Annotated in this window: 18 protein-coding genes; 10 read left to right on the top strand and 8 right to left on the bottom strand. The window is 71.6% G+C overall.

Features of this window, described 5'->3' with window-relative positions; translation table 11 throughout:
- Positions 1–2 precede the first annotated feature (2 nt).
- Positions 3–500, top strand: a complete 498-nt coding sequence (locus NBY69_RS20690; protein ID WP_250302531.1) for a phosphoribosyltransferase — start codon at positions 3–5, stop codon at positions 498–500.
- 80 nt (positions 501–580) lie between these two features.
- On the opposite strand, the gene NBY69_RS20695 is transcribed toward NBY69_RS20690, so the two are convergent.
- The 4 genes from NBY69_RS20695 to NBY69_RS20710 form a co-directional block, all read right to left on the bottom strand.
- A complete protein-coding gene (locus NBY69_RS20695) occupies positions 581–1,555 on the bottom strand; it encodes a Yip1 family protein (RefSeq protein ID WP_250302532.1) in 975 nt (324 codons plus the stop codon).
- Positions 1,556–1,679: 124 nt separating this feature from the next.
- A complete protein-coding gene (locus tag NBY69_RS37395) occupies positions 1,680–2,105 on the bottom strand; it encodes an FG-GAP repeat protein (protein WP_284348771.1) in 426 nt (141 codons plus the stop codon).
- A gap of 224 nt (positions 2,106–2,329) precedes the next feature.
- Positions 2,330–3,784 (bottom strand): FG-GAP-like repeat-containing protein, encoded by a 1,455-nt coding sequence (locus NBY69_RS20705; RefSeq protein ID WP_250302533.1) that lies wholly within the window; start codon positions 3,782–3,784, stop codon positions 2,330–2,332.
- Between the two features lie 364 nt (positions 3,785–4,148).
- Positions 4,149–6,416 (bottom strand): (Fe-S)-binding protein, encoded by a 2,268-nt coding sequence (locus NBY69_RS20710; protein WP_250302534.1) that lies wholly within the window; start codon positions 6,414–6,416, stop codon positions 4,149–4,151.
- A 259-nt stretch (positions 6,417–6,675) separates the two neighbouring features.
- Here NBY69_RS20710 and NBY69_RS20715 point away from each other — a divergent pair, with 259 nt between their 5' ends.
- Entirely contained in the window at positions 6,676–7,926 is a 1,251-nt protein-coding gene (locus NBY69_RS20715; RefSeq protein ID WP_250302535.1) for a WecB/TagA/CpsF family glycosyltransferase, read from the top strand.
- Between the two features lie 110 nt (positions 7,927–8,036).
- Here NBY69_RS20715 and NBY69_RS20720 read toward each other — a convergent pair whose 3' ends face one another.
- The gene (locus tag NBY69_RS20720; RefSeq protein WP_250302536.1) at positions 8,037–8,447 is read right to left on the bottom strand and encodes a rodlin; all 411 of its coding nucleotides are present in this window, start codon (positions 8,445–8,447) and stop codon (positions 8,037–8,039) included.
- A gap of 270 nt (positions 8,448–8,717) precedes the next feature.
- On the opposite strand from NBY69_RS20720, the gene NBY69_RS20725 reads away from it, so the two are divergent.
- Complete coding sequence (locus tag NBY69_RS20725; RefSeq protein WP_250302537.1) at positions 8,718–8,957, top strand: chaplin; 240 nt, start codon at positions 8,718–8,720, stop codon at positions 8,955–8,957.
- 165 nt (positions 8,958–9,122) lie between these two features.
- Here the strand turns inward: NBY69_RS20725 and NBY69_RS20730 are convergent, their stop codons facing one another.
- The 3 genes from NBY69_RS20730 to NBY69_RS20740 form a co-directional block, all read right to left on the bottom strand.
- The gene (locus NBY69_RS20730; protein ID WP_250302538.1) at positions 9,123–9,428 is read right to left on the bottom strand and encodes a hypothetical protein; all 306 of its coding nucleotides are present in this window, start codon (positions 9,426–9,428) and stop codon (positions 9,123–9,125) included.
- A gap of 262 nt (positions 9,429–9,690) precedes the next feature.
- On the bottom strand, positions 9,691–9,924 hold the full coding sequence (locus NBY69_RS20735; RefSeq protein ID WP_250302539.1) for a chaplin: 234 nt from the start codon (positions 9,922–9,924) through the stop codon (positions 9,691–9,693).
- Positions 9,925–10,275: 351 nt separating this feature from the next.
- The gene (locus NBY69_RS20740; RefSeq protein WP_250302540.1) at positions 10,276–10,686 is read right to left on the bottom strand and encodes a rodlin; all 411 of its coding nucleotides are present in this window, start codon (positions 10,684–10,686) and stop codon (positions 10,276–10,278) included.
- Positions 10,687–10,974: 288 nt separating this feature from the next.
- On the opposite strand from NBY69_RS20740, the gene NBY69_RS20745 reads away from it, so the two are divergent.
- The 7 genes from NBY69_RS20745 to NBY69_RS20775 all read left to right on the top strand — a co-directional run bounded on the left by NBY69_RS20745 (position 10,975) and on the right by NBY69_RS20775 (position 19,935).
- On the top strand, positions 10,975–12,081 hold the full coding sequence (locus tag NBY69_RS20745) for a DUF3344 domain-containing protein (RefSeq protein WP_250302541.1): 1,107 nt from the start codon (positions 10,975–10,977) through the stop codon (positions 12,079–12,081).
- 64 nt (positions 12,082–12,145) lie between these two features.
- On the top strand, positions 12,146–13,339 hold the full coding sequence (locus NBY69_RS20750) for a glycosyltransferase (protein ID WP_250302542.1): 1,194 nt from the start codon (positions 12,146–12,148) through the stop codon (positions 13,337–13,339).
- On the top strand, positions 13,336–14,811 hold the full coding sequence (locus NBY69_RS20755; RefSeq protein WP_250302543.1) for an exopolysaccharide biosynthesis polyprenyl glycosylphosphotransferase: 1,476 nt from the start codon (positions 13,336–13,338) through the stop codon (positions 14,809–14,811). Before NBY69_RS20750 ends, NBY69_RS20755 begins: the two co-directional genes overlap by 4 nt.
- Before the next feature lies 1 nt (position 14,812).
- Positions 14,813–16,219: an O-antigen ligase gene (locus tag NBY69_RS20760; RefSeq protein ID WP_250302544.1), complete on the top strand. Its 1,407-nt coding sequence runs from the start codon at positions 14,813–14,815 to the stop codon at positions 16,217–16,219.
- Positions 16,216–17,895, top strand: a complete 1,680-nt coding sequence (gene murJ, locus NBY69_RS20765; RefSeq protein WP_250302545.1) for a murein biosynthesis integral membrane protein MurJ — start codon at positions 16,216–16,218, stop codon at positions 17,893–17,895. Before NBY69_RS20760 ends, murJ begins: the two co-directional genes overlap by 4 nt.
- Positions 17,885–18,649: a polysaccharide deacetylase family protein gene (locus NBY69_RS20770; protein WP_250302546.1), complete on the top strand. Its 765-nt coding sequence runs from the start codon at positions 17,885–17,887 to the stop codon at positions 18,647–18,649. Before murJ ends, NBY69_RS20770 begins: the two co-directional genes overlap by 11 nt.
- A complete protein-coding gene (locus NBY69_RS20775; RefSeq protein WP_250302547.1) occupies positions 18,646–19,935 on the top strand; it encodes a glycosyltransferase in 1,290 nt (429 codons plus the stop codon). Before NBY69_RS20770 ends, NBY69_RS20775 begins: the two co-directional genes overlap by 4 nt.
- The last annotated feature ends 53 nt before the right edge of the window (positions 19,936–19,988 follow it).

The following is a 19,988-nucleotide window of genomic DNA, read 5'->3' on the forward strand; positions in this document are numbered from 1 at the left end:
GCATGAGTGACGTACGCGAGAACCTGACGTACGAGGGTTTCGGGCGCGCGGTGCGCGAGCTGGCGCAGACCGTTGCCGACGACGGGTACGAACCGGACATAATCCTCAGCATCGCGCGCGGCGGCGTGTTCGTCGCCGGTGGGCTCGCCTACGCCCTGGACTGCAAGAACATCCACCTGGTCAATGTCGAGTTCTACACCGGCATCGGGACCACGCTGGAGATGCCGGTCATGCTGGCGCCGGTGCCCAACGCCATCGACTTCTCGGAGAAGAAGGTGCTCATCACCGATGACGTCGCCGACACCGGGAAGACCCTGAAGCTGGTGCACGACTTCTGCGTCGGGGCGGTCGCCGAGGTGCGCAGTGCGGTGATCTACGAGAAGTCGCAGTCGCTGGTGAAGTGCGAGTACGTGTGGAAGCGCACCGACGAGTGGATCAACTTCCCGTGGAGCGTCGAGCCGCCCGTCGTGCGGCGTGAGGGACAGGTGCGGGACGCCTGATCCCACAGGCGGCAGAAGTACGGAGAAGGGCCCCTCACGGGGCCCTTCTCCGTTGCGATGCCGGGTCGGGCCGGCTCAGCTCAGAGCGTGCCCAGCTTCAGCAGGGACAGCAGCGCGATCAGCTGGATCGACGAGGCGGCCAGCGCCCGCGGCCACGCCAGGTCGTGCGACTTGCTCACCATCGAGGTGAACAGCGCGCCCGCGGCGACCCAGGTGATCCAGCCGAGGATCTGCACGAAGCTGTTCTCGCCGCCCAGGAAGAACGCGAAGAGCAGCCGCGGCGCGTCCGTGATCGACATGATCAGCATGGAGAGCCCGACGGTCGGCTGCCAGGTGCCGTCGCCGCCGAGCTGGCGGGCCAGGGTGTGCGTCACCGCGCCCAGGATCAGGCTGCCGATGACGAACGCGACGCCGGTCGTCAGGACGTACGGGACGGCGTTGGACAGGGTCGCGTGGAAGGCGTCCTCGCGGGCCTTGTCGAAGCCGAAGAGCACGAGCAGCCCGTAGATGAACGTGACGGTCAGCGCCGGGCCCCACATCTTGTGGTCGCGCATCTGCCAGAACGTCGGCCCCGGGCGCAGCACGATGCCGCGCAGCAGGTCCTTCCAGTGCAGCCGCGGTCCGGCGGGCGGGGCGGTGCCGGTCTGTCCCGCGCGGTAGGTGTTGCCGTCGCCGTACGGGTCCTCGCCGATGCTGAACGCCTGGGTGTGACCCGGGTTGTCCGAGCTGTCCTGGTACGGGTAGCCGTACGGTTCCGGCGGGCGGCTGCCGTACGGGGGCTGCCCCTGCTGTCCCTGCTGTCCCTGTTGCCCCTGCTGTCCCTGCTGGTACGGGTCGCCGAAGTACTCCGGCTCCCCGTACGGCTGCTGGGGCTGCGGAGGCCACTGGTGCTGCGGTGCATGCTGCTGCGGCGCAGGGCCACTGCCGTACGGCGGAGGCGGTGTCTGCCTGCCGTACGGCTGTTGCTGCTGCGCTTGCTGCTGTGCTTGCTGCTGCGGGGGTCGCCGTTGCGACGTGCGGTTGTCCCGGCCGCGTCCGATCCTGAATCCAGCCACGCTTTCGAACGTACCCGTTCCTGGTGGGCGGGGTGCCGGGCCTGGTGGATCAGGCCCGGCTTTGCGGCCGAGCTGTGACATCCCCTAAGGGGTTTCCCGAAGGGAGTGCGACGACGCCTGGCGGTCAGCCCGTGAGGCCCGCACCGAGCATCGGGGTGCCCGCCGTGGAGATCTTGGTGGCGGTCAGGCCGTAGCCCTTGCCGGTCGGGGCGAGCTTTGAGCCGTTGGAGTTGAAGGTCACGACGTAACCGTCGCTGTTGTTCTCCCACGGGGAGCTGACGGTGAGGTCGGCCTTGCCGTCGTTGTCGGAGTCGGAGAGGAAGACGTCGCCGCCGAAGCCGTCGCCCTTCTCGTTGTCGCCGGGGACACCGGGGCTGTCCTGGGCGAAGGACTGGGCGCCGGTGGTGGCGAAGCCGGTCGTGGAGCCGTACAGGACGGTGACCATGCCGGCGTCGGCGATGCCGTTCAGGTCCTCGCCGGGGGCGCCGACGGCCAGGTCGTCCATGCCGTCGCCGTTGATGTCGCCGAGGGTGACCTCGTAACCGAAGATGTCGTCGGCCTCGCCCGAGCCGGGAACGCCGGGCTACGGCGACATCGTCATCGGAGCCCAGTGGGACGCGGAGACGGTGGCGGTGGCGGTGGCGAGGGCGGTACGGAGCTGTCTGTGCACGGGAGTTCTCCCTGGTTCGGTCGGTACGTGGTGGTGGTGCAGGCGCCGGAGGAAGGGCACTCGGGCGTGACGGGTGGCGGGCCGTGGTCGGTCGGGTGAGCCGGTCAGCCGGTGATTCGCTCGCCGAAGTCGCTGTACGCGGTCGGGCGGCCCAGCGAGCCGGGGCCGAAGCCGATCGATCCGGCTGCGGGGAATCCCGTACCGGCGGCGCCGCGCAGATACGTGACGGCGCCCGCGTCGTCGTTCTCCTGGGACGCGACGACGGACAGGTCCGGGTAACCGTCCCGGTCGTTGTCGGAGGCGAAGAGCCGTGAGCCGAAAGCATCCGCACTCTCCGCCGTGCCGGGCACGCCCGCAGTGTTCTGGCTGAGGACACGGGCGCCCGTGGTGGTGGCCCCCTTGGCCGAGCCGCGCAGCAGCATCACCGTGCCGGTCCGCATGAGGCCGTCGTAGTCGGAGCCGATGGTCTCGCCGGGGAGGCCCGCCGCCAGGTCGCCGTAACCGTCCCTGTCGAAGTCGCCGATGGCAACAGCGGCGCCGAAGCCGTCCCCGTACTCGCTGTCGCCCGGGACGCCCGCGCTGCTCTGGGTGAGAGTGGTCCGGCGGGTGGCGCTGGGGCCCGCGGACGCGCCGTAGACGAGGGCGACCTCGCCGCCCTTGGAACCACTGGGCTCGGTGTCGGGCTCGTCCGGGTTGCCGATGGCGATGTCGCCGTAACCGTCCTTGTCCAGGTCCCCGATGGCCGCGTTCGTGCCCGGCGGGAGGGTCGCGCCCTTGACGAGACCGGTGCTGCCGCCCTTGTAGAAGACGGACGAGCCACGGGTGTCGCCGTTGATCTTCTGGCCCTGTACGACCAGGTCGGCGGCGGCATCCTTGGTGACGAGGCCCGCGGTGAGCTCGGGCTTGTCGACCGGTGAGGCGTAGCTGCTGAGGCTGCCGTGACCACCGGACGTGGTGAACGGGCCCCGGGCCAGCCGGATCTTCCAGGACGGGTCGGCGGAACTCTGCGCTCCGACGGCGAGGTCCGGCTTCCCGTCGCCGGTGAAGTCGGCGGCTGCCAGACTCAGTCCGAAGTAACTGCCCGCCAGCGGCTCCGGATTCGCCACGGTTGCGCCGCCGCTGAGGCCCTTGGCGCCGCCCCAGATGATGACGACCGTGCCCGCGTCCTGGCCGGCGGCGGTTGCCTCGTGGGGTGCGGAGACCGCCAGATCGCTGTAGCCGTCCCGGTTGAGGTCGGCGGCGGCGACGGCCGTACCGAATGCGTCCCACCCCTCCGCGGCGCCGGGGACCCCCGGGCTGTCCTGGCTGATGAAGGTACGACGGCTGGGGTCGAGCCCCTTGGCGGTGCCGTACACGACGATGACGCCACCGGCGTCCTCCTTGCCGTTGACCTCGGCCAGGGGGGTGGCGATGGCGAGGTCACGGTAGCCGTCGCCGTTGAAGTCGCCCTGCAGCCCGGAGGGCGCGGCGGTCGCGACGGCCGCGCCTGCGACGAGCAGACCGCCGGTCAGGGCGGCGGTGGCCGCGGTGGCGAGGGCGGTACGGAGGCGCTGATGCATACGGGTTTCTTCTCCTGCGCCGTGCGGGGTGCCGGTGGCACCCGGTCGGAAGGGGCGCGGAACTCTCTGCCCAGTTTGCGGCAATCACGCCTGGGGGCATGGGCGTTCGGCGAAAAAGAGACCTCTGGCGGGGTCGAATGGTTGTACGGGATGCGTGGGAAAAGTGTTGTTGGCGTGACCTGGTGGTGAACACGCTTGAGGGGGGTGCGCGGGGCGGGCCGCGCGCGCTGCCTGGTGCGTGAGACGCGAGGCACGGGATACGGGACGCGAGGTACGGGGACACGGCATACGACAGCGGCCGGACCCGCCCCCGAGGCGGATCCGGCCGCTGTCGCGTTGCCGTGCAAGTGAAGCCGCTGTACGGCTACTTCGCCGGTTCGGGCTCCGGCGCGTCCTCGGAAACGGCCTCGTCGGTCGGGTCCGCCGGGACCTTCACGGAGTCGAGCAGCAGCTGCGCGACGTCCACGACCTGGAGGGATTCCTTCGCCTTGCCGTCGTTCTTCTTGCCGTTGACGGAGTCGGTGAGCATGACGAGGCAGAAGGGGCAGGCGGTGGAGACGATGTCCGGGTTCAACGACAACGCCTCGTCGACGCGTTCGTTGTTGATCCGCTTGCCGATGCGCTCTTCCATCCACATCCGCGCACCGCCGGCGCCGCAGCAGAAGCCGCGTTCCTTGTGCCGGTGCATCTCCTCGCTGCGCAGGCCCGGCACCTTCGCGATGATCTCGCGCGGCGGCGTGTAGACCTTGTTGTGCCGGCCCAGGTAGCAGGGGTCGTGGTACGTGATGAGGCCCTCGACCGGGGCGACGGGGGTCAGTCTGCCCTCGTCGATGAGGTGCTGCAGCAGCTGCGTGTGGTGGATGACCTCGAACTCGCCGCCCAGCTGCGGGTACTCGTTCGCGATCGTGTTGAAGCAGTGCGGGCAGGTCGCGACGATCTTCTTCGACGCCTTCGGCTTCTTGGTGCTCTCGTCCTCGTCGTCCTCGCCGTACGCCATGTTGAGCATGGCCACGTTCTCCTGGCCGAGCTGCTGGAAGAGCGGCTCGTTGCCCAGGCGGCGGGCGGAGTCACCGGTGCACTTCTCGTCGCCGCCCATGATCGCGAACTTGACGCCCGCGATGTGCAGCAGCTCCGCGAAGGCCTTGGTGGTCTTCTTCGCCCGGTCCTCCAGGGCGCCCGCGCAGCCGACCCAGTAGAGGTACTCGACCTCGGTGAGGTCCTCGATGGTCTTGCCGACGATCGGGACCTCGAAGTCGACCTCCTTGGTCCACTCCACGCGCTGCTTCTTGGCGAGCCCCCAGGGGTTGCCCTTCTTCTCCAGGTTCTTGAGCATCGTGCCCGCCTCGGACGGGAACGCGGACTCGATCATCACCTGGTAGCGGCGCATGTCGACGATGTGGTCGATGTGCTCGATGTCGACCGGGCACTGCTCGACGCATGCCCCGCAGGTGGTGCAGGACCACAGCACGTCCGGGTCGATGACACCGTTCTCCTCGAGTGTCCCGATCAGCGGGCGCTCGGCCTCGGCGAGGGCGGACGCCGGTACGTCGGCCAGCTGCTCGGGGGTCGCCCGCTCGTTGCCCTCCATGTCCTTGCCGCCACCCGCGAGGAGGTACGGGGCCTTGGCGTGCGCGTGGTCGCGCAGCGACATGATCAGCAGCTTCGGGGAGAGCGGCTTGCCGGTGTTCCAGGCCGGGCACTGCGACTGGCAGCGCCCGCACTCCGTACACGTCGAGAAGTCCAGCAGCCCCTTCCACGAGAAGTGCTCGACCTGCGAGACGCCGAAGACGTCGTCGTCGCCCGGGTCCTCGAAGTCGATCTCCTTGCCGGCCGACGTCATCGGCTGGAGGGCGCCGAGCGCGACACCGCCGTCGGACTCGCGCTTGAACCAGATGTTGGGGAACGCGAGGAAGCGGTGCCAGGCGACGCCCATGTCCGTCTTGAGCGCGACCGTGATCATCCAGATGAAGGACGTCCCGATCTTGATCATGGCGGTCAGGTAGACCATGTTCTGCAGCGTGCCGATGTCGGCGCCGCGGAACGCCGCGACCAGCGGGTACGAGAGGAAGTAGGCCGCCTCGTAGCTGTGCACGCCCGTCAGCGCGCCCTCCAGGCCACGCAGCGAGTAGATCGCCAGCCCGATGATGAGGATGACGGCCTCGACGAAGTACGCCTGGCCGAGGTTCGAGCCCGCGAACCGGGACTTGCGGCCCGCCCGCGACGGCAGCGAGAGCTGGCGGATCACGATCAGCGTGAGGATGCCCAGGGTGGTCATCACGCCGATGAACTCGACGAACATCTCGTACGGCACCCAGTGCCCGATGACCGGCAGGACCCAGTCGGCCTTGAAGAGCTGGCCGAGGGCGTTCACCAGGGTCAGTACGAGCGAGCAGAAGCCGATCGCGACGAACCAGTGCGCGAACCCGACGATGCCCCAGCGGTTCATGCGGGTGTGGCCGAGGAACTCCTTGACCACCGTGATCGTGCGCTGGGCGGGTTCGTCGGTGCGCGTGCCCGCGGGTACATCCTGACCGAGCCGCACATAGCGGTAGATCTGGGCGATGGCTCGGGCGAACAGCGCGACACCGACCACGGTGAGTACCAGCGACACAATGATCGCGGCGAGTTGCATGGGGGCTCCTCGGGCCTGCGAGGTGGAGTTCTGAAATTACTAAGCAGTAACTTAATGCAGTCCGTGCTGAGAGTACCCACTTATTCCGCCGCGATATACCCGAGCAGGCGGTGATCTACGTCGCTCAGGGTTCTCGCCGGTCGCAGTCCGTCCCCTCGTGTTACTCACCGCATAGTGGTGCATAACGAACTAGCTTGTGGATCGTTCGAGCTCGATGCCCACGCGGCATCACCCCGATACCGCAACCGATGGGCGGCGCATGAACGAGGCGAACCCCCCACAGGACCGGCCGTACCCCACCGTCCGCTGCGCGGGAATCCCCCTGACCCCGCTCGCCCCGGCAGCGGCTGCGGCGGCCGTCGTCCGGCTCGCGGTGTCCGGGGCGGGGGCCGACGTCCACCTCTGCGGGACGCACACCCTCGCACGTGCCGACCGCGACCCCGAACTCCGCCGGACCCTGCGCTCGGCCGCCCTCAACCTCCCGGCCGGACCGGGGGCGGCCTGGGCGGGGCGGATCGCCGGGCGCGGGCCCTCGCTGCCGCCGGTGCGGGTGTACGGGCCCGACCTGCTGCTCGACACCGTCCGGGCAGGCCGGAGGGAGGGCCTGCGGCACTACGTGCTCGGCGGCGGGACGGACCCGGACGCGCCCCCGGGCACCGGCACCGGCCGGGAGGCGCTGGAGCAGCTGACCGCCGAGCTGCTGGTCCGCTACCCGGAGACCTGCGTCGCGGGCGCCGAGCCGGGGCCCGGCCGCGAACTCACCGCCGACGAACGGGCGGCGCTGGCCGCCCGGATCCGGGACAGCGGAGCCCAACTGGTCTGGATCGGCGGTCCCGACACCGCCGAACAGCACCGGACCGCCACCCGGCTCGCCGCAGCCCACCCCGCCGTGTACCTCGCCGTCGGCACGGCCTTCGACGTCCTCTGCGACCGTGTGCCGCGCCTCCCGGTGCGACAGCGGTGGCAGCGGGGCCTGTCGGCGCTGCGGGGAAGCTCCCGCCTTCTGCGGGCGGCGGCGAAGGAGGCGTACGGGAGCCGAGGACCGTACCGCGAGCTCGCCCAGCTGCTGACCGACGCCGAGGTCGACCTGGTGCTCGACGCGGGCGCGGACGACGGTGCGTACGCGGTGGGGCTGCGCCGTGCCGGGTACCGCGGGCGCATCGTCTCGTTCGAGGTGCTGCCCGGCCTGCGCGAGCAGCTGCTGCGGCGTGCGGCGGCGGATCCGGCGTGGGCCGTGCTGCCGTACGCGCTGGGCGACGGCGCGGGCCCGGACGGCGGCCACCGGCTCGACGAGCTGTGGGACACGGTGACCGCACCGGGCGAGCGGCTCTTCGTACGGCTGCGGACCCCCGGGCACGAGGAGCGGCTGCTGTACGGCGCCGGGCGGTACGCGACGGAGTGCGTCGGGCTCCAGACGCGCGGGGAGCGGGCGGAGCCGGTACCGGGGTACGCGGCGGTTCCGGCGTGGGGCGGGGGCGACGCGGTGCTGTTCCGCCGCGGGGGCGTGTGACGGGCCCGGGACACGTGAAGGGGCCCCGACGAAGCAGCTTCCGCTGCTGTCGGGACCCCTTCAGTGCTCCACCAGGGACGCGAGCGCCCAGGCAGTCGGAGGAGCGGGCGTCAGTGGTTGGCCACGCCGTTGCCCGAGAGGACCGGGATGTTGTCCAGGAGGTGCGACAGCGGCTCGTCGCCCTTGGCCTGGGTGGAGTTCTCGGTGCACTGCTGGTTCTGCGGCGAGGAGAGGATCGGGATGTCCTGGACGGAGATCGGGACCACGCCGATCAGCGAGCCGAGGTTGGCCTTGGCCGGGAGGCCGATGCAGGGCTTGTTCAGCGAGCCCTGGATGAGCGCCATCTGCGGGCTCATGTTGCCGTGGGTCTCGGAGTTGCCGTAGGTCTGCGAGGAACCGTTCCCGCTGAGGGAGTTGGTGCCGCCGTCGTTCCCGATGGCCATGGCCTGCGGAGCCATCATCGCGCCTGCGCCCGCCACGGTAAGGGTGACCGCCGCAGCGGCCATAGCCTTCTTGATCATTTTGCGTCCTTATGTTGTCGCACGAGTGCCCGCTTCCGGAGCGCTCTGACCAACTGCCGGACCGGTGATTGGTTCTCCCCCTTCACTCGTATGGCTTGATGATCACGGGAATGTGTGAGGCGGGTTGACGGAGGCGCCGGTACGGGCGATCCGGCCGTGAGCTGAACAGGTCCGATGGGGCCGCAGGCCGTGTCGTGTGCCTCTGCCGCTCGTTGCGAAGCGAGTGGGTCCTGATTCAGGGCACAACATCGAACAGAAGGTGCAACTCCCATGAACACTGCCAAGAAGGCCGCTCTCGTCCTGGCCACCGCTGGTCTCGCCGCCGGTGCCGCCGCTGGTTCCGCGTTCGCCGACTCCGGTGCCGAGGGTGCCGCCGTCGGTTCGCCGGGCGTCGTCAGCGGCAACCTGGTGCAGGTTCCGGTCCACGTCCCGATCAACCTCTGCGGCAACACCGTGAACGTGATCGGCCTGCTGAACCCGGCGTTCGGCAACACCTGCGTCAACGCCTGACGCTTGGCGCGGTGAGCCGGTCCCGGACCGGACAGCAGAAGTGGCGGTACCCGCTGGTGCGGGTACCGCCACTTTCGCGGCACGGAGCCTGGTGCGACGTACCTGGCCTGTCCGGCGTACTTCCGTGAACCGGAACCGGCGTACTTCCGTGGGCCGGAAGGTGAATCAGTTCGAGCCGTTCTGGCCCAGCTTCACGCCGCCCAGCATCGGGGCGACCTGGCCGGCGGTCTTCAGGACCTTTCCGGGGGCGTCGCCCTTGCCTGACGTCAGACTGCTCGCGGCGTCGGCGGCGGAGGACACCGGGGAGTTCTGCCCCTGGAGCGCCTGCGTGGTCTGTGCGAGGCCGCCGTTGAGGCTCATGGGCGGCAGAGCCGTGCCCTCCGCGGCGAACGCGGGGGCAGCAGCCGCCGCACCCGCGCCGATCGCCATCACGGAACCGGCAACGACCGCAGCAACCTTTGAGTACTTCATTTCGGATACCTTTCTCCAGCGGCGCTGTTCACAGCCACGACTCTCGGGCTGCGGCACCATCCTGGAGATGCTGATGCGCCGCCGTCGCACTGCCTAACGATCCCTTTCCACAGGGGAAACCCCGCGCGGCGAACGTTTCTGCGCCACATTCTTCAACTTCCTTACGGCGCACGGGTGCGGCGTGCACAGGAAAGGGCCCCGAAGAGCATCGGGACGCTCTTCGGGGCCCTTTCGGGGTTTCACCCTCGCGGGAGAACGCGCATCAGCGGTTGATGCAGGTGTTCCCGAACGCCGGGTTCAGCAGCCCGATGATGTTGATGCTGTTGCCGCACACGTTGACCGGGACGTGGATCGGAATCTGGATGACGTTGCCGGAGAGGACGCCGGGCGAGCCGACGGCCACACCCTCCGCACCCGAGTCGGCCATGGCGGGCGCAGCGGCACCCAGGGCGAACATGACGCCGGCAGCGAGAACCGCAGCCTTCTTGAGCTTCATTTCGTACCTTCCTGCAGCGGCGTCTTCCGCATTCACGACCATCGCGACGCGTGTCCAGTTGCCTGTTCATGAGCACCGCTGCAGGACTTGTAACGATCGGCGCACCTTGAGGAAACTCCGGGGTGACTTCCTGATCGAATGTCACCCGTATGTCGCCCGTATGCCACTCGAATGCATTCGCCGGTATTCGCTGTCCAATTCACCGGTCGCCCCGCGCCGCCCTGGTGGGTGGAACCGGCGGACGGGAAGCGCGGGACGTACGGCGGAGGGGGCCGCGGCGGAAGGGTGCGGTCACACGCGTGGCCGCCGCAACGTCCTGTCTGCGGCGGCCACGTGGAGGAGCGGAGCTGATCAGCGGTTGCCCGCACCGTTGCCCGAGAGGACCGGGATCGAGTCGAGGATGTGCGACAGCGGCTCGTCACCCTTGGCCTGGGTGGAGTTCTCGGTGCACTGCTGGTTCTGCGGCGAGGAGAGGATCGGGATGTCCTGGACAGCGATCGGGATCAGGCCGATCAGCGAGCCGGCGTTGACCTTGGCCGGGAGGCCGATGCAGGGCTTGTTGAGCGAGCCCTGGACGAGGCTGAGCTGCGGGCTCATGTCACCGTGGGTGGCCGAGTTGCCGTAGGTCTGCGAGGAGCCGTTGCCGCTGGCGGAGTTCGTGCCGCCACCGTCGCCGATGGCCATGGCCTGCGGGGCCAGGGCCGCGCCGGCGCCCACGATGGAGGCGGTGACAGCGGCGGTAGCCAGAATCTTCTTGATCACTGTGGTCCCTTTTCTGCATCTTTGCCCGGAAGTGGAGCAGCCTGATCAACTCCGTGGGCGGAGTTTGGTTCCGCCCCTTCACCCGATTGCCGTAGCGCGCGGGTGTGAACGGGTGTGACGGGTTGTCCGCCAGTGAGCCCCGTGCGCGCGGGGCCCGCCGTCGGTTTTTCCGCCTTGTGGTGATTCCTCCGTACGGTGGTATGCGCGCGTCCAGTCAAGATTTCCAACTGGCTTTCTGACAAAGTGCACTCCTGCTTGGTCGCTTTGATCGAAACGGGAGAGCCAGTCATGAGGAAAACGACGGGTCTCGCTGTGCCGTATGCCCTGGGCGTATTTTCATGTGTGGCGCTTTCCGCCACGTTTATCTCGGCGCCCGCCGCCTCCGCTGAGCGGGCATCGGTGGGCGAATCCTCTGTGATTCCCTTCGCGCAGCGCTATCACTCCGTGCAGCACGGCGGAATCGTCAGGGTGGCCAACTCCGCCATCACCTGTACGGCCCCGTTCGCTCCCGCGGCCCGCTCGTGCGCGAAGGTCCGGGCGGGCGCGCAGGGTGCCAACAGTGATTTCGACATGCTGTACATCGATGTGGACAAGGACCCCGACACCTACAACTCCAGCCGCGCCGACCTGGAACTGCCGAATCGTTCGCGGGTCAGTTACGCCCGGCTCTACTGGGGCGGGAATCTGCGGGTCGGTGAGCAGAAGCCGCCGAAGGACAACGGACGGGTGCTGATCGCCGAACCGGGCGGTGCGTACAAGGCGGTGCTCGCCGACACCCGGATCGCGCACCGCACGGCCGACGGCAGCGACGCCTTCCAGGCCTCGGCCGATGTCACCCCGCTGGTGCGCCGGAGCGGGTCCGGCACGTACACCGTGGCCCAGATCAACGTGGCCAGGGGCCACTCGGCGGTCGGTGCGTGGGGCGGCTGGACGCTGGTCGTCGCGTACGAGAACGACAGCGAGCCGCAACGGAACCTCTCCGTCCTGGAGGGCTTCGAACCGCTCGGCGCGGCCCGCAAGGACCTGTCCGTGGGCCTGACCGGGCTCGGGATCCCGGCCGGTGCCTCCGGCCGGGCGGGGGTGGTCGCGTACGACGCCGACCGCACCGGGCGGGGCAACGCGCTGCGTGTCGCCGCCGACCGGCGCGCGACGGTCTCCCTCGGTGACGCGGCCGATCCGGAGGACCAGGTGATGAATTCCACCGTCACCGATGTCGGCCGTCCGGTGACGAAGCGGCAACCCGCTTATATGAACACCCTTGGCTACGATTCCGATGTATTCGATCTGAAGCCTGCCCTGTCCCAGGGCGGAGACCGTTTGGATTTCCATTTCTCCGCCGAAAAGCGCGGGTATTTTCTCGGTGCGCTCTTCGTGCAGGCGGATACGCAGCGCTGAGCTCCGTTCTTCCGCGCTCCCCCCGGTAGCCCGGTGTCCGGGCCAGGCACTAAGAGAGCCGTACGTGCTGCCAGAAAACAGTTCCGCGAATCACCGGCTGACGGTTTTTCACCTCGTCCAGCCGGTGGAGGGTGGTGTCGCCCGGGTGGTCACCGACCTGGTCCGGGCGCAAGTTCTCGAAGGGATCAGGGCCGTGGTGGCCTGCCCGCCGGGCGCCGGTCTGACGGCGGCGCTCACCGGGGCGGGTGCCGAGGTGCACAGCTGGCGGGCCGGGCGGGCGCCCGGGGCCGGGCTGGTGGCCGAGACCGCTTCGGCGGCCCGGCTGATCCGTGCGAGCCGCCCGGACGTGGTGCACGCGCACAGCTCCAAGGCCGGTCTCGCCGCGCGGCTCGCCGTGCGGGGGCGGATTCCGACGGTGTTCCAGCCGCACGCCTGGTCGTTCGAGGCGGTGGGCGGGGGGACCGCGCGGCTCGCGCTGGCCTGGGAGCGGTACGCGGCCCGGTGGGCCGCGCGCGTCCTCTGTGTCAGCGAGGCCGAGCGCCGGGCCGGTGAGGCGGCCGGGATCGCCGCCCGGTGGACCGTGATCCGCAACGGTGTCGATCTGCGGGAGTTCCGCGCCGACGGCACCCACGCCCCGCCCGTCGCCCCGGGGCCGGGCCCCCTCGTGGTCTGTGTCGGCCGGCTCTGCCGGCAGAAGGGCCAGGACGTACTCCTGCGGGCCTGGCCCGAGATCGTCCGGGCCAGGCCCGATGCCCGGCTGGTGTTCGTCGGGGACGGCCCCGACCGGGAGGCGCTCGCCCGGACCGCCCCGCCCGGGGTGCTGTTCGCGGGCGCCGTCGACGGGATGCGCGGCTGGCTGCGGGCCGCCGATGTCGTGGTGCTGCCGTCCCGTTGGGAGGGCATGGCGCTGGCCCCGCTCGAAGCGATGGCCTGCGGGCGGCCCGTCGTGCTCTCCGATGTGAACGGCGCGCGGGAGAGCCTGCCGCCGGGGCACGACCGGTACGGGCTCGTCCCGCCGGACGACCCGCGGGCGCTGGCCGGTGCCGTCACGAAGCTGCTGGCCGACCCACGGCTGCGGGACGCGCTGGGCCGTCAGGCCGCGGCTCACGCGCGGGCGAACTTCGACGTGCGGGACACGGCCGCCGCCGTCTCGGAGCTGTACGGCCGGCTTCTGGGACCCGACCGGCCGGATGGGCAGGACCAGGGACCTGTCCGCGGGATGCACCGATCCACGACGAGGGAGCGCATCAGCCGATGACGACGGACAGTGCACACGCTCCCCATCCGGGGCAGGGCGGCGGCGGGGTGACCGCCGTGCAGCGGCTCGCCCCCGCGATCCATCCGCCGCGCAGCCCGGACGGGCCGCGGACCCGGCCGGTGGGCCAGGGACGGCTGCGGCGGCGGCGCGGCGCCGTGCCGCTGCTCGCGGGGGACGCCCTCGCGCTCGTCCTCACCAGCGTCGTCGTGCCGGGGCTGCGGCTCCCGGCCCCGGTGCTCGTACCGCTGCTGGTCCTGCATCTGGTCCTGCACAGCCGCAGCGGTCTCTATCTGCGGCGGCTCTCGCCCTCGGCCCTCCTCGAACTGCCCGCGCTGCTCGGTCATGCGCTGATCCTGTGGTGCGCCACGGCGGCGTGCCTCGCTGCCGCCGGGCCCTGGCGTGCGCTGGACTGGCGGGTGCTGGCCGCCGCCGTGGTCGCGCAGACCGTCCTCGGTGTCGCGGTCCGGGGCGGCGTTCACCGGCTCCTGCGCCGGTCGGCCGCCCGCCGGACCCGGTCCACGCTGATCGTCGGCGGTGGGGCCACCGGTCAGCAGATCGGTGCGGCGCTGTACGCGCACCCGGCCTACGGGATGCGCCCGGTGGGCCTGGTGGAGACCGGGTCCACCGCCGGGTCCGACGCCGATTCCCCGGCGCTGCCCGTCCTGACCACGCACGAGGACATCGGCCGGGCCGTCGTGCAGACCACCGTCGGCCACGCGCTCTTCGTCGGACCGGCCAGGGGCGGTGCCGACGAGCCCGCGCTCGTCCAGCTGCTCGCCGGGCACGGGGTGCAGCTGTGGCAGGTCGACACCGGCCGTCCGGGCCGCCCGGACGTCGCGGCCGACCACCTCTGGGGGTTCGCCGTCCGGCCGCTGCCGGTCCCCGGCCGCCCCGCCAACCGCTGGGCCAAGCGGGCCCTCGACGCCTCGCTGGCCTGTCTCGCGCTGCTCGCCGCCGCGCCCGTGCTCGGGCTGTGCGCGCTGGCCGTACGGATCTCCGACGGGCCGGGGGTCCTCTTCCGGCAGGAGCGGATCGGGCTGGACGGCCGCGCCTTCACGCTGCTGAAGTTCCGCACGCTGCGCCCGGCCGACGAGCACGAGGCCGCCACCCTCTGGAACATCGCCGCCGACGACCGGATGAGCCCGGTCGGCAACCTGCTGCGCCGGACCTCGCTCGACGAACTGCCGCAGCTGTGGAACGTCCTGCGCGGCGACATGAGCCTGGTCGGCCCTCGGCCCGAACGCCCTTACTACGTAGCGAAGTTCACCGGTCAGCACCCCGGCTACCTGGCCAGACACCGGATGCCCGTCGGGATCACCGGGCTGGCCCAGGTCAACGGGCTGCGCGGGGACACCTCCATCGAGGACCGGGCCCGGTTCGACAACCACTACATCGACAGCTGGTCGCTCTGGCAGGACGTCTGCATCATGATCCGCACCGCGGGCTCCCTCTTCCGTCTCGGGGGGAGCTGACATGACCGCCCTCGGCACCGAGACCGCCCTGCCCCGGCCGCGTAGGCACCGGCCCGCCCGGCGGTTGTTCCTCCGGTGGCCGGTCGTACCCGTCGTCGCGCCGGTGCTGCTGCTGGCCGTCCCCGTCGAGTTCGGGAACGGCTCCAGCACCTCCACCAACGTCTCCGTCTCCGATGTGGCGTCGGCGTTCCTCGTGCTGTTCTGCGCGGTACGGCTGCTGCGCCACCGGTCGCGCCCGCTGACCCCGGCCGCCGCGCTGGTGCTGGGCGTCCCGGTGATCGGGCTGGCCGTCGCCACCCTGACGGCGGACGATCCGGTCGCCGCACTGCCCGGCTTCGTGCGGTACCTCCAGCTGTTCGTGCTGGTCCCGGCCGCCGTCGTGCTGCTGCTCAGGGACGCCGGTGACTTCCGGGTGGTGGCCGGGTCCTTCGTCGTGCTCGCGGTGGTCCAGGGGGCCGTCGGCGTCGACCAGTACGCCACCGGTACCGGCGCCTCCTACATGGGCTCCGACGTCCGGGCGGTCGGCACCTTCGGCCCCACGGACATCATGGGGATGGCCACCGTCGTGGCGTACGGCCTGGTCGTCGCCCTCGCGCCGGCGCTCCGTCCCGCGCCCGGCGCGCCCCGGTGGCTGCGCCCCGTCGCACTCCTCGTCGCCGTCGCGCTCCTGGTGCCCCTGGTGTTCTCCTTCAGCCGGGGGGCGTGGATCGCCACGGTCCTCGCGGGTCTCGTGGTCGTCCTGCTCGCCGGGCTGCGTACGGCGGTGCGGGTGCTGGCCGCGCTGATCGCGGCGGCGGTCGTCCTGGTCGGGGGGTTCGGGGTCGGTTCGCAGCTCATCGCGGAGCGGCTCAGCAGCATCACCCGGGTCACCGACGCCCCCGACCAGTCGGTCACCGACCGGTACACGATGTGGGCCGCCGCGGTGAGCATGTGGCAGCAGGAGCCCGTGACCGGTGTCGGCCTCAAGGGGTTCCCCGCCCATCGCGACGGGCACGCCTCGCTCGGGCTCTCCTCGGGCAGCGACACCGCGGGCGCGGGCCACGCCTACGAGCGTCAGCCGCTGCTCTCGCCGCACAACATGTATCTGCTGGTGCTCAGCGAGCAGGGCCTCATCGGCGTCACCGCGCTGGCCGGGAGCTGGGCCGCGCTGCTGGTGGGCGGGGTACGCAGACTGCTCGGCGCCCGGAGAACCCGGGGGTTCGGCGGATCCGGTGGGTCCGCCGCCGACTGCGGACTCGTCGCGGTGGGGCTCGCGGTCTGGCAGGCCGTCGACTTCCTGTACGCCGACATCGGCGGCCCCTCCACCGCCCTCACCGGCATCGTCTTCGGCCTCATCGCCTGGTGGGCGCTGGCCGGGCCGGGTCCCGGTACGCGGTTCGCCGGGGCCCGGATTCCGGAGCAGGCGTGAACGAGACGACCACGGGCGCACAAGCGCGCGCCGGAGCCCGGACGGCCGTGCCGCCCCCGGCCGTTCCCGCCGCCGCGCTCGCGCCGCCCGCCGAGCAGGGGCCGCCACGGCTCGGCCGGGTACTGGCCAGGGCGGCGGCCGTCACCGCCGCGCTGACCATCGCCGGTTCGCTGCTCGGGCTGGTCCGGGACCAGACCATCGCGCACCTCTTCGGCGCGGGCCCGGACAGCGACGCGTTCCTGATCTCCTGGACCGTGCCCGAGATGGCGTCCACGCTGCTCATCGAGGACGCGATGGCGCTGGTGCTCGTCCCGGCCTTCAGCCACGCGCTCGCCCGGCGCGCGGCGGGGGACCACCCGGACCCCGTACGCACCCTGGTCTCCGGCACGCTGCCCCGGCTGTTCGTCCTGCTCGGGTGCGCCACCGGGGCGCTGGTGCTGGGTGCGCCGGTGGTCGTGGACGTACTGGCGCCCGGTCTCGCCGATCCCCGACTGGCCGTGGAATGCACCCGGCTGACGGCCGTCACGGTGCTCTCGTTCGGTATCACCGGCTACCTCAGCGCGGCGCTGCGCGCGCACCGCAGCTATCTGCCGCCCGCCTCCATCTACCTGGCGTACAACGTCGGCATCATCGTGACCATGCTGGTGCTGCACTCGCTGTGGGGGGTGCGGGCCGCGGCGGCCGGGGTCGCCGCGGGCAGTGTGCTGATGGTGCTGGCCCAACTGCCGTTCTTCGTACGGAAGATGGCAGCCGGCCCGGGCGCGGAAGGGCTGCTGGTCCGCGGTGGTACGGCGCCGGTCCGGCCCGCGCGGCCCGCGCTGCTCGGCCTCGGGGTGCTGGCGCCCGTCATCGTCTTCACCCTCTGCCGCCAGTCCCAGGTCCTCATCGAGCGGTTCCTCGCCGCGGCGCTGCCCGCCGGGGCCATCTCGCACCTCAACTACGCGCAGAAGGTCGCGCAGGTGCCGATGGTGCTGTCCCTGATGATCTGTACGGTCACCTTCCCGGTGGTCGCCCAGGCCGTGTCGGACGGCGACGAGGACCAGGCGCGCCGCCGGGTGGAGCGGGACCTCGCGCTGGCCGGGGTCGTGGTGCTGATGGGCACCGCGGTGGTCGTCGCCTGCGCGCCGCAGATCGTCGAAGTCCTTTTCCAACGCGGCCTGTTCACCGCCCGGGACACCGCGACGACGGCCGCCGTGATGCGGGTGTACGCGCTCGGGCTGCTCGGCCAGTGCCTGGTCGGCGCGCTGGGCAGGCCGTTCTTCTCGACGACCCGGCCCACCTGGTTCCCGGCCGCCGCGATGGCCGCCGGGCTGCTCGTCAACACGGTCGCCGGGGCCCTCGCGGTCGGGCCGTGGGGGGTGTACGGCATCGCCGCGGCCAACGCCCTGGGCATCACCGTCACCGCGCTGCTGCTGCTCCGCGGGCTCGGCTCGCGGGTGGTCCCCATCCGGGTGCGCGCGGTCACCGCGACGCTCGGCAGGCTGACCGTCGCCGCCACCGCGGCCGGAGCGGCGGGCTGGCTGGTCACGCCGCTGGTGCCGGGCGCGCCGCTGGGTCTCGCGCTCGGCTGCCTGCTGGTGCCCGGTGTCTTCACCGCCGCCGCGCTGGCGCTCCGCTCGCCCGAGGTCGCCGGTCTGCTCGACCTCGCCGAACAAAGGATCCGTCATGTCCGCTGACACGGCGTCCCGTGACGCCGCCCCGCTCGCAACCCGCCCGCGCACCCGGCCGTGGATCCTGATGTACCACTCGGTGGGCGACCCGTCCGACGATCCGTACGGCATCACCGTCGCCCCCGCGCGGCTGGACCTCCAACTGCGCTGGCTGCGCCGGAACGGGCTGACCGGTGTCGGCGTCGGCGCGCTGCTGCGGGCCCGCGCGGCCGGGCGCGACCGCGGGCTCGTCGGGCTGACCTTCGACGACGGGTACCGCGACTTCCTCGACCACGCGCTGCCGCTGCTGCAGCGCCACGGGTGCACCGCGACGGTGTTCGTCCTGCCCGGCAGGCTCGGCGGTGAGAACGCCTGGGACGCGCTGGGCCCGCGCAAACCGCTGCTCACCGCGGCGGGCATCAGGGCCGCGGCCGACGCGGGTATGGAGATCGGGTCGCACGGCCAGTGCCACCAGGACCTCACCGGGACCACGGAGGACGTCCTGCGCAAGGAGATCCTGGGCAGCCGCGAGCTGCTCGGCCGGATCACCGGAAGCGCGCCGGACGGCTTCTGCTACCCGTACGGCGCCATCGACCGGCGGACCGTCGACGCCGTACGGGACGCCGGGTACACCTACGGCTGCGCCATCGACCCCGGTCCGCTCGGCGGCGACCACGCGCTGGCGCGCGCCCACATCAGCCACGCGGACCGCGGGCTGCGGCTGCGCACGAAGCAGTTGCTGCACCGGGCCGGGGGGCTGCGGCGCGGGGGTGGCCGGTGAAGGTCCTGCACGTCATCACCGGGCTCGGGGTCGGCGGAGCCGAGCAGCAACTGCGGCTGCTGCTGCGGCACCTGCCGGTCGAGTGCGAGGTGGTCACCCTCACCAACCCGGGCCCGGTCGCCGAGGGGCTGCGCGCCGACGGGGTGCCGGTCACGCACCTGGAGATGAAGGGCAACCGCGACCTCGCCGCGCTGCCCCGGCTGGCCAGGCTCGTCCGGCGGGGCGGGTACGACCTGGTCCACACCCATCTCTACCGCGCCTGTGTGTACGGCCGGATCGCGGCCCGGACGGCCGGGGTCCGGGCCGTCGTCGCCACCGAACACTCGCTGGGCGAGCGGTACATCGAGGGGCGCCCGCTCACCCGTTCCACCCGCGAGCTGTACCTGCGCACCGAGCGGCTCGGCTCGGCGACGGTGGCCGTCTCGGCGACCGTCGCGGACCGGTTGCGCGGCTGGGGGATTCCGGCGCGGCGCATCCATGTCGTACCGAACGGCATCGAGGTGGACACCTACCGGTACGACCCGCTGCGCCGGGCCGCGACGCGGGCCCGACTGGGGCTGCCCGAGGGTGCGTTCGTGGTGGGCGGGGTGGGCCGACTGGTGCCGGGCAAGCGGTTCGACCTGCTGGTACGGGCTGTCGCGGGGCTGCCCGGGGTGCGGCTGCTGCTGGCGGGGGACGGGCCCGAGCGGGCGTCGCTGGCCGCGCTGGCCGGGCAGTTGGGGGTGGCCGACCGGGTGCGGTTCCTCGGCGAGTGCGCGGCGGGGGACGGGACGCGGGGCGCGGAGAGGGGCCCAGAGAGGGGCGTGGAGAGGGGCGAGGAGAGGGGCGTGGCCGGGGGCGCGGCACGGGATGCCGGGGCGCCGGCCGATCCCACCGCCCTCACCGATCCCACCGCCCTCACCGTTCCCGCCGCCCTCACCGTTCCCGCCGTACTGGCCGCTCTGGACGTCTTCGTCTCCGCCTCCGAGGAGGAGTCGTTCGGGCTGGCCGTGGTCGAGGCGCTGGCCGCCGGGCTGCCCGTCCTCCACGCCGCCTGCCCCGCCGTCGACGACCTGCCCGCGGCGCTGACGCCCGGCGCCGTCCGGGTCGAGAGCCGGGCCGACGCGCTGGAGGCGGAGCTACGACGGCAACTCGACGCCGGGCAGAGGCGGTTGGCGCCACCGCCGCTCGTCGGCCACTACGACATCGTGCGCAGCGCCGCCGGTCTGCTGGGGGTGTACACGCGCGCCGTCGCCCGCGCGCCGGCCCGCGACCGCGCCTTTCCGTCCCTGAACGCGATCCCCTGAACGCCGTCCTCTGATCGCCGCCCCCAGATCGCCATCCCCCTGAACACGGTTCC

The organism is Streptomyces sp. A 4/2 (assembly GCF_940670765.1).
Classification (GTDB): domain Bacteria; phylum Actinomycetota; class Actinomycetes; order Streptomycetales; family Streptomycetaceae; genus Streptomyces.

Coding starts and splice junctions, on each gene's coding strand:
- NBY69_RS20690 (WP_250302531.1), top strand. CDS start 3: ATGAGTGACGTACGCGAGAACCTGACGTACGAGGGTTTCGGGCGCGCG.
- NBY69_RS20705 (WP_250302533.1), bottom strand. CDS start 3,784: ATGCATCAGCGCCTCCGTACCGCCCTCGCCACCGCGGCCACCGCCGCC.
- NBY69_RS20710 (WP_250302534.1), bottom strand. CDS start 6,416: ATGCAACTCGCCGCGATCATTGTGTCGCTGGTACTCACCGTGGTCGGT.
- NBY69_RS20715 (WP_250302535.1), top strand. CDS start 6,676: ATGAACGAGGCGAACCCCCCACAGGACCGGCCGTACCCCACCGTCCGC.
- NBY69_RS20720 (WP_250302536.1), bottom strand. CDS start 8,447: ATGATCAAGAAGGCTATGGCCGCTGCGGCGGTCACCCTTACCGTGGCG.
- NBY69_RS20725 (WP_250302537.1), top strand. CDS start 8,718: ATGAACACTGCCAAGAAGGCCGCTCTCGTCCTGGCCACCGCTGGTCTC.
- NBY69_RS20730 (WP_250302538.1), bottom strand. CDS start 9,428: ATGAAGTACTCAAAGGTTGCTGCGGTCGTTGCCGGTTCCGTGATGGCG.
- NBY69_RS20735 (WP_250302539.1), bottom strand. CDS start 9,924: ATGAAGCTCAAGAAGGCTGCGGTTCTCGCTGCCGGCGTCATGTTCGCC.
- NBY69_RS20745 (WP_250302541.1), top strand. CDS start 10,975: ATGAGGAAAACGACGGGTCTCGCTGTGCCGTATGCCCTGGGCGTATTT.
- NBY69_RS20755 (WP_250302543.1), top strand. CDS start 13,336: ATGACGACGGACAGTGCACACGCTCCCCATCCGGGGCAGGGCGGCGGC.
- NBY69_RS20760 (WP_250302544.1), top strand. CDS start 14,813: ATGACCGCCCTCGGCACCGAGACCGCCCTGCCCCGGCCGCGTAGGCAC.
- NBY69_RS20770 (WP_250302546.1), top strand. CDS start 17,885: ATGTCCGCTGACACGGCGTCCCGTGACGCCGCCCCGCTCGCAACCCGC.